This is a genomic window from Mesorhizobium sp. WSM1343, from assembly GCF_055901535.1.
In genome coordinates, this window is sequence record NZ_CM148370.1 from 1,536,422 (window position 1) to 1,550,970 (window position 14,549).

The following is a 14,549-nucleotide window of genomic DNA, read 5'->3' on the forward strand; positions in this document are numbered from 1 at the left end:
ATGCCGACCGAAGTCATTCTTCCCAAGGTCGACATGGACATGGCGACCGGACAGATCTCGCGCTGGTTTGCCGAGGAGGGCGCGCACGTCAAGAAGGGCGATGTGCTGTTCGAGATCGAGACCGACAAGGCGGCGATGGAAATCGATGCGCCGGCCAGCGGCGTGCTGCGCGATGTCACCGGCAAAGAGGGTGTCGATATTGCGGTCGGCGCTGCCGTGGCGTGGATCTATGCCGACGGTGAGGCCTATGGGGCTGATGCTGCTGCGGCCAAGCAGGACAAGGCGCCAATCTCCCCACCCGCGGGGGAGATGTCGACGAAGTCGACAGAGGGGGCGCTGTCGCGCCAACATCTCATTCTGTCACGCACCCCTCTGCCCTGCCCTCTTTGCCGCCACTTGGCATCTCCCCCACAAGGGCGGAGATCGGCCAGTCGCCATCGGCCGGCCGTGCAACACCGCTTGCCCGGCGCCTGGCCCGTGAGGCCGGCCTGAACCTCTCGACCATATCTGGCACCGGTCCGCATGGCCGGGTGGTGAAGGCGGATGTCGACGCGGCCATTGCCGGTGGCGGCGCCCAGACGGCGCCTGCCGCCAAGGCTCCGGCTGGCGTGCCCGCTGCTGCTCCTGCCGCGCCGGTAAAGGCGATGTCGGACGATCAGGTGCTGAAATTGTTCGAACAGGGCTCCTACGACCTCGTCCCGCATGACAACATGCGCAAGACCATTGCGCGCCGCCTGGTCGAGGCCAAGACCACCATTCCGCATTTCTACCTGACGCTCGACTGCGAGCTCGATGCGCTGCTGGCGCTGCGCACGCAGATCAATGCGGCAGCCCCGGTGAAGAAGACCGACAAGGGTGATGCTCCGGCCTACAAGCTGTCGGTCAACGATATGGTGATCAAGGCGATGGCGATGGCGCTGAAGGCAGTGCCCGATGCCAATGCCTCGTGGACTGAAAGCGCCATGGTCAAGCACAAGCACGCCGATGTCGGCGTCGCGGTGTCGATCCCCGGCGGCCTGATCACGCCGATCATTCGGCATGCCGACGAAAAAACGCTGTCCACCATCTCCAACGAGATGAAGGATCTGGCCAGTCGCGCGCGCAGCCGCAAGCTGAAGCCGGAAGAGTATCAGGGTGGCACCACGGCGGTGTCCAATCTCGGCATGTTCGGCATCAAGGACTTTGCCGCCGTCATCAACCCGCCGCACGCGACCATCCTGGCAGTCGGCGCCGGCGAGGAGCGGGCAGTGGTCAAGAATGGCGAGATCAGAATAGCCACCGTGATGTCGGTGACGCTGTCGACCGACCACCGCGCCGTGGACGGTGCGCTGGGTGCCGAACTGCTGGTCGCCTTCAAGAACCTCCTTGAAAATCCGATGGGCCTGCTGGTCTGATCCACCAAGCAGAAGCCGGCGCCGACTGATGCGCCGGCTTGCGACAGAAACGACTTGTCAGGCGCTGACCCTTGACCCATGTTCTATCTGGATTGCGATCCAGGGAGGCCAAATATGCCTGCATTCGACCCATCTGACGTCAAAACCCTGTTCGGCAAGGTCATGGGTGCGTCGCCATCCGACATCAAGCTGGTGGCGCAGCGCCTGCACGACCACGCCTTCGAGCCTCGCATGTCGGCGGAGGAGACCAGGCAGCTCGTCGCCAGCCTCGGCTATGACAGTCTGGACGCGTTCTGCGCCGACATCGGTCTGCCCACGCATATCGCCGAGCGGTGGAGCCGTTTTGGTGTTTCCGGCGAGATGAAGCAGGTGTTCACACTGTTGGCGGCGCAGCGCAAGCGGGTGGCCGAGGCGATCGCCGAATTCGAATCCATGACCCATGTCGGCGTCGAGGATTTTTTGCGCGAGCGCGGGCTCATCTAACCGCCTTTGGCAAGCAGCGCCGCGGCGGTATCGCTGTCAGTGATCAGCACATTGGTGTCGACGGCTTTCAGTGCGGCGAGGATCGCCGCGACCTTGCGCTTGCCGCCCGCGGCGAGAACCACATTCGGCACCTGGCCGACCACATCGAGATCGATGGCCATGACACGCCCGTTGACCTCGTGGTCCACCAAACGGCCATTGGCATCGACGAAATAGCACAGCATGTTGGCGACCGCGCCCTTCGCTTTCAACGGAGCGATCAGCGATGACGGAACGATGCCATGCCGGAAGATGGTGGCGTCGGGCGACATGTCGCCGACGGTGAGCAGGGCGATGTCGGCGGCGGCCGCGCGTTGGCGCACATCCTGCAGGGTCGGCTGTGCCCAGAGGAGATCGCGCAGCGAGGGATTGTCGACCGTGACCGGCGCGGTGATCTGGTAGCTGTCGACCTCGAAGACATCGGCGACCTTGGCAGCAACTATCGATGGATTGATCCATTGCGAGTGCGGCAGGCTGCCGACGAGCGCCACCACACAGGCATGCTTTAACTGCCGGCGGGCAAGGAAGCCGAGGCTGGCATGCAGGGTCGCGCCGCCACCGATGGCCAGTGTCATGCCGTCCTGCATCTGCTCGCCGAGATAGGCCGCGACGGCATGGCCGATGGCTTTCTCCAGATGGTCATGCGCCGAAGGCGTCGGGATGACGACGGCGGCATTCAGACCCCAGCGCTTTTCCAGTCCCCGCTCGAGCGCCACCTGCCCGGCGGTCGGCGCGTTGATCATGGTGACGACAATGCCCTCGGCGGTGCAGGAGGCCAGCGTACGCATGACCTTCACCCTGGAGACATCGAGCTTTTCGGCAATCTGTTCCTGGGTGAAACCTTCGACATAGTAGAGCCATGCCGTCTTGACGGTAAGGTCCGACGATACCATCGGCAGGCGAGCCTGTCTGGGTTTTTCTGTGGTCATCGGTTCCTGTCCCTCATGAGCCGTGGCCTGACCGGTGCTCATCAAGGAAATACCGGCCGGATGTCAACTGATGCCGGATCTGCGGCGTGTCGATTGTCGCACATTTCTGTTCATTTGTAATTGACATCGTACATATGAACATATTTTGTGGGTTTCACGCGCTGTGTCATCCACCAGTCATATGCGCCGTGCAGGGAGGAAGAGACGGGGAGCCGGCCAGAGCCGGACCGGTCATGCACAGAAAGACAGGAGGTCTCATTGAAGACGCACTTCATCAAGCTGCTGGCCAGCCAGCTGGCGCTCGCAGCAACTTTGTTTGCCGGCGTGGCAAACGCCGAAACACTGACGCTCTACACGTCCCAGCCGGAAGCCGACGCGGCCAAGACCGTGGATGCCTTCAAGAAGGCGCAGCCGGGTATCGATGTGAATATCTATCGCTCCGGAACGAGCGACATCCTGACCAAGATGGCGGCCGAGTTTGCCGCCGGCAGCCCGCAGCCCGACGTGCTTCTGATCGCCGATGCGGTCTCGATGGAGCTGTTGAAGAAGGACGACCGGCTACTGCCCTATCCCGAGGCAAAGCTCGATGGCATCGAAGCGGATGCCTATGACGCCGACAAGACCTATTTCGGCAGCAAGCTGATCACCACCGGCATCGTTTACAACACCGCTGCGACCGAGAAGCCGCAGCATTGGGCCGATCTTGCCAAGCCCGCCTATGCCGATGGCCTGGTCATGCCGAGCCCGCTCTATTCGGGTGCCGCCGCCTACCTGCTTTCGGGCTTCGTCGGCGACGCCAATTATGGCTGGGATTTCTTCCAGAAGCTGAAGACCAACAACACCGTCAGCGTGCGCGGCAATGGTGCGGTGCTGAAGTCGGTGGCATCGGGCGAAAAGCCCTATGGCATCCTGGTCGACTTCATGGCGATGAACGCCAAGAAGAAGGGTTCCCCGGTCGAGTTCGTGTTCCCCTCGGAAGGTGTGCCGGCAGTGACCGAACCGGTCGCCATCATGAAGACCGCCAGGAATGTCGACGGCGCCAAGAAGTTCGTCGACTTCATTCTTTCCGATGACGGCCAGAAGCTTGCGCTTTCGATGGGCTATCTGCCGGCGCGCGCCTCGGTCGGCCGCCCCGAATGGCTGCCGGAAGGCGTCAAGGTCAAGGTGATGCCGTTCGACACCAAGGCAATCGTCGCCAAAACCGACGCCGACAAGGCGAAGTTCTCGGAACTGTTCGGCGGCTGAGCCGGCAATCCAGTCAGGGGTGCCGTCCCAGCGGTATCCCTGACGGGCAAAACCCCGATCGCATCGGCTGATCGACCCCAGGAAACGCAATCATGTCAACACGGATCAGGGAAAGCCGGGGCCAGGAAATGGTCCTGACGGCGGCGGTAGCCATCGTCATCATCCTGCTTTCCCTGCTGCCGATGCTGCGCCTGATCAAGGAGATCGTGGCGCCCGGCGGCACGCTGTCGACCGTCGCGATAAAGGCGGGGCTCGCCAGTCCGGCGACCTGGATCGCCACCTGGCACACACTGGTCGTCGGTATCGGCGGCACCCTGCTTGCGGTGCTGTCTGGAACGCTGGTGGCCGTCCTCGTCACCCTGACCGATATCCGCGCTCGCAGCGCCATGGTGCTCTGTTACGTCATGCCCTTGATGATCGCGCCGCAGGTGACGGCGCTGGCCTGGCTGCAATTGTTCGGCCCGGCAAGCCCGTTCCTCAAGCTGTTCGGGGCGGCACCGCCGCTCGGTACCAGGAACCCGCTCTATTCGACATCGGGCATCATCCTGCTGCTCGGCGTGCAGTATGGCCCGCTGGTTTTCCTGTTGGTGCGCGCCGGGCTGCGCAAGCTGCCGCGCGAGCTGGTCGAAGCCGCGCGGGCGGGCGGCGCCGGCTGGTTCACCGTGCTGGTCACCATCGTGCTGCCCTTGATGACGCCGTCGATCATGGCGGCCGCTGCTCTTGCCTTCGTCTCATGCGTCGGCAATTTCGGCATTCCGGCCTTTCTCGGCATTCCCGCCAACTATCTCGTGCTGCCGACGCTGATCTATCAGAAGCTGGCCGGCGGCGGCCCCGCCGTGCTCGGCGAAACCGCATTCCTATCGGTGCTGATCGGCATTATCGCCATGGCGGGCATCCTTACCCAGGAGATCATGAGCCGCCGCCGCGACTATCGCATCAGCTCCACGTCGCTTCCGGCCGAGCCCTATGAGCTCGGCCGCTGGCGGCCCGCCGTGCACGCCGGCATGTGGCTGCTGATCATCGTGGTGCTGGTCCTGCCGCTGTTCGGGCTGGTTCTGACATCGCTGGTGCCGGGCTACGGCATTGCGCTCACCGCCAAGACGGCGACGCTCGACAATTATCGCTTCGTGCTGTTCGAGCATGATGCCGCCAGTAGGGCTTTCTTCAACAGCTTCTGGCTGTCGATCGCGGCCGCCTTCTTCGCGGTTCTGGTCGCCGTGCCGATCGGCTATCTGATCGCCTGGGGCAAGCAGCGCTGGGTGCGGCTGCTCAATCTGTCGGTCGAACTGCCCTATGCCTTGCCCGGCGTGGTGCTGGCGATCGCCTCGCTGCTCATGTTCCTGCGGCCGATCCCGCTGACCGGCATCCAGCTCTACAACACCGTCTGGATCATCCTCTACGCCTATCTCGCCCGCTTCCTGGTGCTGGCGCTGCGGCCAACCATCAGCGGCTATCACCAGATCGACCGGGCGCTGGAGGAGGCGGCGCAAGTGGCCGGCGCCGGGCTGTTCACGCGCATGCGCACGATCATCTTTCCGCTGGTGGCACCGGCGGCGATCGCCGGCGGGCTACTGATCTTCATGACGGCGCTCAGCGAACTCACCGTCTCGGCGCTGCTGTGGTCGTCCGGGTCGGAGACGATCGGTGTCGTGATGTTTTCCTTCGAGCAGGGCGGCGATTCCAACTATGCGGCGGCGATGTCCGTCATCACTGTGGCGGTCACTTTCCTGTTGATGCTGGTGACCAATCTGCTTGCCCCCTACCTTCCGACCGGAGTGCTGCCATGGCGCGATTGAGCCTGGACAATGTGACCAAGAGCTTCGCCAATTTCGATGCCGTCAAGGACGTATCGATCGATGTCGGCGACGGCGAGTTCCTGGCAGTGCTCGGGCCGTCCGGCTGCGGCAAGACCACGCTGCTGCGGCTCGTTGCCGGATTCGAGAAGGTGACGTCAGGCGAGATCCGTATCGGCAGCGAGGTCGTGTCGGGCAAGGGCGGCAGCGTCGCGCCGGAAAAGCGGCGCGTCGGCATCGTCTTCCAGAACTACGCGCTGTGGCCGCACATGACGGTCGCCGAAAACATCGGCTATTCGCTGAAGGTGGCGAAGCTCGACAAGGCCGTCGCGCGCCGGAAGGTTGAAGACGCACTCGCCCTGGTCAATCTGCAAGGGCTGGGCGAGCGTCGGCCGGCCAATCTGTCCGGCGGCCAACGCCAGCGCGTGGCATTGGCGCGCTGCCTTGTCGCCGCGCCCTCGTTGGTTCTGTTCGACGAGCCGCTGGCCAATCTCGACGTGCATCTGAGGGCTTCGATGGAGGACGAGTTCGCGTCCTTCCACAAGCGCACGGGCACGACGATCGTCTACATCACCCATGACCAGGCCGAGGCGATGGCGCTGGCCGATCGGATCGCGGTGATGGATGGCGGGCGTCTTGCCCAGCTGGCGACGCCACGCGAACTCTATCATGAGCCGGCAAATGAAATGGTGGCTTCCTTCATTTCGCAGGGCATTTTGCTGCCTGCGGATGTGTTGAGCGCGGAAGAAAGAGGGCACTGCAAGGTCCGCGTTCTCGGCGCTGAATTGATTGTCCGCTGCCGGCCAGGCGAGCGGCCGCGAACCGGGGCGAAGGTCTGCTGCCGGTCGGCCGATCTCGACGTGTCGCCGGATGGTCCCGGCTTCGATGGTCTGGTCAAGCGGGTGATCTATCAGGGCGGCTCGGCGCGCATCGAATTCACGCCTTCGACCAATCCGGACCTCACCTTGCATTTCGAACAGCCCGATCCGGTCGCGCTGGAGAGCGGAGCGAAGGCGCGTCTGCGGATACGCTCCGGCTGGCTGATCCCGGCGGCGGGGGCGGCATCGTGATGATGCTCGACCTGCTCGGCGGCTTTGGCGAAAAGGGCCGCACCAGCCTTGCTGTCAGCAGCGGCAAGGATCGCATCCTGCTCGACGTCGGCATCAAGGTCGGCGCCTCGGGGGCGGACTACTATCCGGCGCTGAACGGCTCGGTCGCCGACATCGATGCGCTGTTCGTCTCGCATGCGCATGAGGATCATGTCGGCGCGCTGAGCTGGCTGCTGTCGCGCGGTTATGCCGGTCCGATCTTCATGACCGCCGAGACCCGAGACGAGGCGCCTGCCACGCTCGCCGGCTATGCTGAGCCCGAGGATTTCAGGCGGTTTCCTTTTCCCGAAGATCGCATCGAATTGTTCGAACCCGGCGACACGTTGAACAGCGGCAATCTTACGATCCGGACGGGACGCTCCGGACATGTCGTGGGCGGCGTGTGGTTTGCCGTCGACGATGGCGAGAGCCGCGTCGCCTATTCCGCCGATGTGGTGCCGGACAGCAATGTCTTCGTCATGGACACCATCCCGCACTGCGACCTGCTTGTCCTTGATGCTTCCTATGGCGCCGATCCGGTGCCGGGGGCGGCGCGGGCGCTCGAAATCTCGCAATGGGTTGCGAGGCATTCGGACGGGTGTCTTTTGCCGACGCCGCTCTCTGGTCGCTCGCTCGAGCTGATCGCGGCCTTGCCAGGGCCGTTCGCCATCCATGCCGGCATGCGCTCGTCCCTGGAAGCGCAGATCGGCGCCACGGCAGCCCTGTTGCCGGGCGTTTCAACGTTGCTGCGCCGCCGCCTGCAAGACGCAGCCGACTGGACCGATGCCGATCCCCTGCCGTCCATGCCGCTGCTGGCGGATGACGGCATGGGTGAAGCCGGCCCATCGTCGCGCCTCTTGCCGCGTGCCGACCATTCCGGTTTTCCGGTGCTGCTTACCGGGCATCTGCCGTCAGGTTCGCCGGGCGATCTGTTGCACAAGGCCGGCCGGGCGGACTGGGTACGCATGCCGACCCATCCGACGCTGTCGGGCAATGTCGATATCTGGGAGAAGGCCGGCCGTCCCGCGGCACTCGGCCATTCCTGCACGCCGGACCTTCTCGGCGACCTGCAAACCCACATCCCCTCGCTGCGCACGCAATGCCGCACCGGCCAGCGCATAGTGGTGTCGGAGGCAAGAAAACGATGAGAATTCTGATCTGCAACGACGACGGCATCGAAGCGCCGGGGCTTGCCCGTCTGGTCAATGCGGCAAGCGCGTTGTGCGACGATGTCTGGGTGGTCGCGCCCGACGGCAAGCGCACCGCCGCCGGCTCGTCATTGACGATTGCCAGGCCGTTGACCATGCGGCGCGTCAAACCGAACTGGTACGCCTGTTCCGGCACCCCGGCCGATTGCGTGGTAAGCGCCATGACCTGGTTGTTCGCCAATTCCGAGAAACCGGGCCTTGTGCTGTCGGGCGTCAACGATGGCCGCAACGTTGCCGAGGACCTTGCCTATTCCGGCACGCTCGGCATTGCGCGGGAGGCGACTTTCTGGGGCGTTCCGGCCATTGGCTTCTCACGCGTGAAAAATCCTGATTTCACCGATGGCGACGACCAATGGCTTGGCGCGCTGATCGTGTCCCTATGGCAATCGCGCGCCGACTGGGCCGCTGAGGGTCATTGGCTGAGCATCAACCTGCCGACCTCGCTGCCGGCCGAAATCCGCCAGCCGCGCATCGGTCGCGACAAGATCGCCCGCAAGGCCGAGATCGTGGAGAGCGACGGCGACCGCACGGTCATCACCGTGCCGCGCGGGCGGGCTCACGACAGCCAGTCGGGCGACGAGAACGACGCGATCGATGCCGGCTTCATCAGCATCAACCGGCTGAACTGGCTTGGCGAGACGCGGCTGGACGAACGGTTTCTGGACGGGATCCCGCGCCAGCGGCAAACTGGCTGACCTGAGGTCTGCGCGTCGTCATCCGATCACCAACCTGTCAGCGGTTAAATCAAGCCAATCCACTACCTATGCTTGAAGCCGCCGCTATTTCATTCCACATCGGTGCGGATGAAGGGCGAAACAGGAGAACGGCGGCGGCATTTGCTGTGGGCTTTGCCCGCATCGCTGATCCTGCATGCGCTCATCGCAGCGTTTCTGATCTATGGCCTGCCGAGACCCGAGCAGCAGCCGGTTCAGCAGGAACAGCCCGTCAATGTCGCGATCGTGCCGCCGCCCGAGAAGCCCAAGCCGAAACCTGCTCCAAAGCCGCCGGAACCGACACCTGAAAAGAAGGCTGAAAAGCCGCCTGAACAAAAGCCGCCGCCGCCGAAACCGCCAGACGACCAGGTTCTGAAGCGCGTTTTCCAGTACGGCCAGAAAGATACCGGGCCGGAGAAATCGCTCGACGGAAGCAGCGCTAAACCCAACACGCCGTCGCCGGCCAAGGATGAGGCTGCAAAGCCGCCTGTCGCGCCGACACCCGCGCCGACGGAGCCCGCCCCGGCTGCAACGCCACAGCAGAAGGCAGACCCCAGCAAGCCTGACGAGAAGCCGGCCACCGTTGCGCCGGACGAAAAGCCCGCGCAAGGCGAGGAAAAGCAGGCGACCGAGGACACCGACAAACAGCAGCCGGACAAACAAGAACTCGCACCGCAACCTGACGAAAAGCAAGCCGTCGTGACGCCAAAGCCATTGACGGCTGAGACCGGTGACAAGCCGGCGCCTCCAGCTTCGACTGGAAAGGCAAAGTCCAAACCTGCCAAGACAATGACGTTCAAACCCGCAAGAGCTTTCAAAGCGCCGATCGGGAATGCTGGAAGGTCAAATCCCACCAACGACGACGTTGCAGGATCACCAATCTATTCCGGCCTTCCGGGCGTCAGAAAGCTTTACTCGCAAGGGGCAACCGGCAATGCGTTCGCTACAAGCTCTATGGAGAATGTGCCGCGCGGTCAGCGGGTGGCCACCCTTTGCGGCAACGTTCTGAGCCGGGAACTGCAAAGTGCCGACTATACGGTCAAATGGGTGCCAACCATTACGCTGGACAAAGGCAATGTTCTCAATCCTCCGCAGGCCGCCTTCAGCACCAGAAACGCTTGGTACAACCTAAATTTCCGATGCGAAGTCGACGCCGATGCGACGAGGGTCCTGTCCTTCAACTTCCGTGTGGGCTCACTCGTGCCGCCTGGCGAATGGGCCAGCCGTGGATTCACAAAGTATCGTCTAAACTAGGCCGGCACACCAAATCTAGCCAATTGCCGGCTAACTTCTTGCCAGTCGGCGCAGACGAAATCGGCACCGGCAGCCGTCAGCCGCGCGGCGTGCTCGGCATAGGTATGGCCGCCACCGGTGTAGCCGATCGCCGTCATGCCGGCGGCGATCGCGCCCTGGATGCCGAAGGGCGAGTCCTCGATGACGATGCAGTCACCGGGATTGGCGCCGATCTTGTCCGCCGCGAAGAGGAAGATGTCCGGCGCGGGCTTGCCGTTCTTGACCATCGAGGAACTGTAGATCGCATCGCCGAAGAAACGCGCCAGCCCGGTCACCGCAAGGCTGTGGTTTATGCGCTCGACGGAGGAGGACGAGGCGACACAGCGGTCGCCTGCAAGCGCCTCCAGAAAGGCAGTGATTCCCGGTGTCGGCTTCAATTCCTGCGAGAACAGCACCTTGGTCTCGGCCCAGATGTCGCCGTCCGCCGCCGCCGGAAACTGGTGGCCGGTCAAATCTTTGATCCTGGCGATGATATCGGACTGCTTCATGCCGATGCATTGGGCGATGATGCTGGTGTTGACGCCGGGCATGCCGTGCTTTTCGTAGACGCGCTCATAGGCGCGGGCGGCCAGAGGCTCGCTGTCGACAAGAACGCCGTCGCAATCGAAAATAATAGGCCTTGGTCGCGCCACGCGTTTCCCTCTCGAGTCAATTTTCGCACATCGCTATCGGCAAAAAGTCAAATGTTCAATAGCACGTGCGGTTTTGGGGACGCGAAGAGCGGGCTCAAAGCTGGCGCAACGCATCGCTCGCACGGGAAGACCCGAGCGCCCGCTGCATGGCTTGCCGGGACTGCGCGCGATCCGGGGTGATCCAGTTCGGTTCGGCGCCGAGAAAGCGGTCGAGGAAAGCCACCGCATAGGCCGGCATCTCGGTCACATTCTCGCGATAGGACCACCAGGTGCGCAAATCGTCGGCGCATTTGTCGATGCCGGGTGCCGTGCCGAATTCCTGCTCGTGGATCGCCGAAATCACCGAGACGCAGTAGTTGGTGTAGAGGAAACCCTCCGGCCAGAAGCGGACGATTTCCAGCGTGCCGGCGTTCGTTTCCGTCTCGATCAGCTGCGTGAGGCCGGAGATTTCCCTGGCCGGCGCCTGTTTTATCAGCTCACGCAGCACGAGGCCGGCGGCAAAGACGATGAAGTCGGCGCGGTCGATCGCGGCGAAGCGCTTCTGCGCCTCCATGATCTCGACCCAGTCGAGAAAGGCCCTGGTGAGCTTGGCCTCGTCGATCTCGAAGCGCACGCCGAACGTGTCCGAGACCACCTTGGCGCTGCCGCGAAAGGTGGCGCGGAACCAGCGCAACTGCCGCAGCCGATGGCGAAGATCGGGCATCAAGGCCAGTTCGTCCCTGAAGGGCAGGTCCATGTTTCCTCGTATCCTGTTTCCCGGTCAGCCTAGCACAAGCGCGCCGCCGCCGAAATCTGTCAGCGGCCCTGTGGAGGACCGCTTCAGAGGCCAATATCATACATATTGACATTCTCGGAAACAAATGTTCTCACTTTGCTGTTGTCACGCGCCAGTCCAAGGTGCGATTCAACTGAGGCTTCGGGAGGAGAACCGAATGGCGATTTGGCAGTGGGGACTGCTTCTGCTGGTTATCGTGTGGGCGCTGCAGTCGCTCGGCGTCTGGCTGCAGATGCGGCACTATTCGGATGTCTTCAGGGGCGTCACCGACCAGTACAAGGACGGCTTCGTCGGAGCCGGCAATTTTCGCGGCCGGTTGGCCAAGGGCACCATCGCGCTCGTGGTGGTGACGCCCGATTTGGTCGTGCGCCGCCTGATGGTGATGAGCGGCCGTTCCGTCTTCACCAAGTTCAAGAGACATGAAGAATTCGAGGGTGTTCCCCTCGATCGACTCCGGTCCAACCCTGCAATCATGGGGGAGGGGGAACCCGGTGTGGCCGAGGCCGTGAAACGGGCGATCGAGCAGATCGACAAGACACGGTCGGAGCCGGGGAAGAAGCCGGGCCTGTCCGGTTTGAACGTAGCAAGGGCTTAGAGCCGGATGATTTCGGGCTCTAAATCAAAGGGATAGAGGACGCCGCGCACCGACTGGGATCAACCGGCGGGTGGCATAAGGAGGAGAAATGTCTGTATTTTCGTTGTTGGCGCAGCATGCCGACATGGCCGTGCACAATCTGCATGTCGCAGGTGCCATGGTTTCGGATGCCGCATTGCATGGCAAGCTCGCTGTCGAGCATGCCTCCGACCATCTCGTTGTCCTCGCACAAGCGGACAGCGGACCGATTACCGTCGATCAGTTCAAGGAAAAGCTGAAGGACGTCCAGCAGGAAGAGCAGCTCGGCTGGCTGACCGCCATCGGCAAGTATTTCATCGGCATCTTCCAGAAGGGCGGCGAGGTCTTCGCCGGCTTCGTCACCGGCATCATTCCGACGCTGGTGGTGCTGATGACGGCCTTCTATGCCGTCACCGAACTGGTCGGTGAAGAGCGCGTGCATGGCCTGGCGCGCGGCGCCGGCCGGATCGCGCTGACGCGCTACACGCTTTTGCCGCTGCTGGCGGTGTTCTTCCTCACCAATCCGATGGCCTATACGTTCGGATCGTTCCTGGAAGAAAAGCACAAGCCAGCCTTCTATGACGCGGCCGTGTCCTATGTGCACCCGCCGCTCGGCCTGTTCCCGCACATCAATCCCGGCGAGTATTTCGTCTGGGGCGGCATTCTCGTCGCGCTGCTGGAGCTGGAAAAGAAGGGCGTCGTCGTCGCCGGCTACCACGTCAAGGTGGCGATCTGGTACGCCATCGTCGGCCTCGTCGTCATCCTGCTCAAGGGCATGCTGACCGAACGCATCACCGCGATCATGGCACGCCGCCAGGGCGTCGAGCTGTAAGGGCGGGGAGGACATCATGGCCAAGACATATAAAGCCGTAAAGATCTCCCAGGGCAAAACCGGCTGGGGTGGCCCGCTCATCATCGAGCCGACCGAACAGCGCAGCAAGGTGGTTTCCGTCACCGGTGGTGGCATTCACCCGGTGGCGCAGCTCATCGCCGACATGACCGGCGCCGAGGCCGTCGACGGCTTCAGGGCACCGCCGATCGAAAGCGAGATGGCGGTTGTCGTCGTCGATTGCGGCGGCACCGCACGATGCGGCGTCTATCCGCGCAAACGTATCCCGACCGTCAATCTGACGCCGGTCGGTCAATCCGGGCCGCTGGCCCAGTTCATCACCGAGGACATCTACGTTTCGGGCGTGAAGCCGGCCAACATCACAATGGCGGACGGATCCGAAACGATCACGACTGCAGGGGGAGCAGCAGCGATGAGTTCAAGCAACAATGCGACCGCGGCACCACAGCCGCTGCCGAGCGAAGGTGGGCTGATCGGCCTCATCAGCACGATCGGCCGCGTCATGGGACGTATCGTCGGCATCTTCTTCAATGCCGGCCGCCGCACCATCGACCAGGTCATCCGCAACGTGCTGCCGTTCATGGCCTTCGTGACCATGCTCATCGGTCTGATCCTGTATACCGGGATCGGCGATGTGCTGGCGCAGCCGATGGGTCCGTTGGCCAACAACATCGTCGGCCTGCTGATCATCTCGGCGATCTGCGGCCTGCCGTTCCTGTCGCCCATCCTCGGGCCAGGCGCTGTCATCGCGCAGGTCATCGGCGTTGCCATCATCGGCCCGCAGATCGCCAACGGCACGATTTCGCCGGCAATGGCACTGCCGGCGCTGTTTGCCTACAATACCCAGGTGGGCTGCGACTTCGTCCCCGTCGGCCTGGCGCTCGGCGAGGCCAAGCCTAAGACGATCGAAATCGGCGTTCCGGCGGTGCTCATCAGCCGCCAGATCATGGGTCCGGTCTCGGTGCTGATCGCCTGGGTCGTCAGCCTGATCGTGTTCTAAGGCAATTCCGGGAAAAGCGCTCAATGCTTTCCCTTGGAAATTGCGTCAAAACAAAGAGATAGAGCGGTTCACCGCTCTAGGGAAAGTTGAAAAAATGAGGTTCGCCATATGACGGTTCTTTTGAGAACACGGGTCACTGCCATCGGCCCCGAAGTGGCGGACCTTGCCGAAGGGGGCGTGGTCATCCTGTTTGCGGATGGCTCGCCGCCGGAGCTTGCCGAGGTTTCGGTGCTCCACAAGGCGGAGCAGGGACCCAGTGACGGAGCGCCCGCCAAGGGCGCTTCGATCACCCTCGGCCCGGTTGCCGCTGTGATCACAGCGGTCGGCTCCAGCGCGTGGAGCAAGGTGCTGGAAATGGGTCATGTCGTCATTTCGTTCAACGGCGCTACCGAGGCCGAGAGGCCGGGCGAGATCTGTGCGTCGCAAGTCGACCCGCAAGCGCTCGTGGCCGCCCTGAAGACCGGCGCGATCATCACCATCGCCGCCTGACAGCA

Annotated in this window: 14 protein-coding genes and 1 pseudogene; 12 read left to right on the top strand and 3 right to left on the bottom strand. The window is 63.1% G+C overall.

Features of this window, described 5'->3' with window-relative positions; all coding sequences use genetic code 11:
- Together AC0NIL_RS07435 and AC0NIL_RS07440 are read left to right on the top strand one after the other, a co-directional pair.
- A pseudogene (locus AC0NIL_RS07435) lies at positions 1-1,394 on the top strand (pyruvate dehydrogenase complex dihydrolipoamide acetyltransferase).
- Positions 1,395-1,508: 114 nt separating this feature from the next.
- Positions 1,509-1,877 (top strand): hypothetical protein, encoded by a 369-nt coding sequence (locus tag AC0NIL_RS07440; RefSeq protein WP_013529317.1) that lies wholly within the window; start codon positions 1,509-1,511, stop codon positions 1,875-1,877.
- On the opposite strand, the gene AC0NIL_RS07445 is transcribed toward AC0NIL_RS07440, so the two are convergent.
- Positions 1,874-2,845, bottom strand: a complete 972-nt coding sequence (locus AC0NIL_RS07445) for a sugar-binding transcriptional regulator (protein WP_275954313.1) — start codon at positions 2,843-2,845, stop codon at positions 1,874-1,876. The genes AC0NIL_RS07440 and AC0NIL_RS07445 overlap by 4 nt on opposite strands.
- A gap of 258 nt (positions 2,846-3,103) precedes the next feature.
- Between AC0NIL_RS07445 and AC0NIL_RS07450 the strand changes: the two genes are divergently transcribed.
- From AC0NIL_RS07450 to AC0NIL_RS07475, 6 genes are all read left to right on the top strand, one after another.
- The gene (locus AC0NIL_RS07450; RefSeq protein ID WP_024503709.1) at positions 3,104-4,090 is read left to right on the top strand and encodes an ABC transporter substrate-binding protein; all 987 of its coding nucleotides are present in this window, start codon (positions 3,104-3,106) and stop codon (positions 4,088-4,090) included.
- Positions 4,091-4,182: 92 nt separating this feature from the next.
- The gene (locus tag AC0NIL_RS07455) at positions 4,183-5,886 is read left to right on the top strand and encodes an ABC transporter permease (RefSeq protein ID WP_275954312.1); all 1,704 of its coding nucleotides are present in this window, start codon (positions 4,183-4,185) and stop codon (positions 5,884-5,886) included.
- Positions 5,874-6,953 carry an ABC transporter ATP-binding protein gene (locus AC0NIL_RS07460; RefSeq protein WP_275954311.1) on the top strand — a complete coding sequence of 360 codons (1,080 nt, stop codon included), beginning with the start codon at positions 5,874-5,876 and terminating at the stop codon, positions 6,951-6,953. Before AC0NIL_RS07455 ends, AC0NIL_RS07460 begins: the two co-directional genes overlap by 13 nt.
- Positions 6,953-8,119 (top strand): MBL fold metallo-hydrolase, encoded by a 1,167-nt coding sequence (locus AC0NIL_RS07465; RefSeq protein ID WP_275954421.1) that lies wholly within the window; start codon positions 6,953-6,955, stop codon positions 8,117-8,119. The genes AC0NIL_RS07460 and AC0NIL_RS07465 overlap by 1 nt, the downstream gene beginning before the upstream one ends.
- Entirely contained in the window at positions 8,116-8,874 is a 759-nt protein-coding gene (locus tag AC0NIL_RS07470; RefSeq protein WP_275954310.1) for a 5'/3'-nucleotidase SurE, read from the top strand. Before AC0NIL_RS07465 ends, AC0NIL_RS07470 begins: the two co-directional genes overlap by 4 nt.
- A 108-nt stretch (positions 8,875-8,982) precedes the next feature.
- The gene (locus AC0NIL_RS07475) at positions 8,983-10,146 is read left to right on the top strand and encodes a DUF930 domain-containing protein (RefSeq protein WP_275954309.1); all 1,164 of its coding nucleotides are present in this window, start codon (positions 8,983-8,985) and stop codon (positions 10,144-10,146) included.
- Here AC0NIL_RS07475 and AC0NIL_RS07480 read toward each other — a convergent pair.
- Both AC0NIL_RS07480 and AC0NIL_RS07485 read right to left on the bottom strand, forming a co-directional pair.
- Complete coding sequence (locus tag AC0NIL_RS07480; protein ID WP_275954308.1) at positions 10,143-10,817, bottom strand: HAD family hydrolase; 675 nt, start codon at positions 10,815-10,817, stop codon at positions 10,143-10,145. The two genes, AC0NIL_RS07475 and AC0NIL_RS07480, sit on opposite strands and share 4 nt — an antisense overlap.
- Before the next feature lie 94 nt (positions 10,818-10,911).
- Positions 10,912-11,553, bottom strand: a complete 642-nt coding sequence (locus tag AC0NIL_RS07485; RefSeq protein ID WP_027162939.1) for a hypothetical protein — start codon at positions 11,551-11,553, stop codon at positions 10,912-10,914.
- Positions 11,554-11,749: 196 nt separating this feature from the next.
- On the opposite strand from AC0NIL_RS07485, the gene AC0NIL_RS07490 reads away from it, so the two are divergent.
- The 4 genes from AC0NIL_RS07490 (at position 11,750) to AC0NIL_RS07505 (ending at position 14,544) form a co-directional block, all read left to right on the top strand.
- A complete protein-coding gene (locus AC0NIL_RS07490; protein WP_013529327.1) occupies positions 11,750-12,187 on the top strand; it encodes a transcriptional regulator GutM in 438 nt (145 codons plus the stop codon).
- A gap of 88 nt (positions 12,188-12,275) precedes the next feature.
- Positions 12,276-13,037 carry a PTS glucitol/sorbitol transporter subunit IIC gene (gene srlA / locus AC0NIL_RS07495; protein WP_013529328.1) on the top strand — a complete coding sequence of 254 codons (762 nt, stop codon included), beginning with the start codon at positions 12,276-12,278 and terminating at the stop codon, positions 13,035-13,037.
- Positions 13,038-13,053: 16 nt separating this feature from the next.
- Positions 13,054-14,055 (top strand): PTS glucitol/sorbitol transporter subunit IIB, encoded by a 1,002-nt coding sequence (gene srlE, locus AC0NIL_RS07500; RefSeq protein ID WP_024503717.1) that lies wholly within the window; start codon positions 13,054-13,056, stop codon positions 14,053-14,055.
- A gap of 108 nt (positions 14,056-14,163) precedes the next feature.
- Positions 14,164-14,544 carry a PTS glucitol/sorbitol transporter subunit IIA gene (locus tag AC0NIL_RS07505; RefSeq protein ID WP_013529330.1) on the top strand — a complete coding sequence of 127 codons (381 nt, stop codon included), beginning with the start codon at positions 14,164-14,166 and terminating at the stop codon, positions 14,542-14,544.
- The last annotated feature ends 5 nt before the right edge of the window (positions 14,545-14,549 follow it).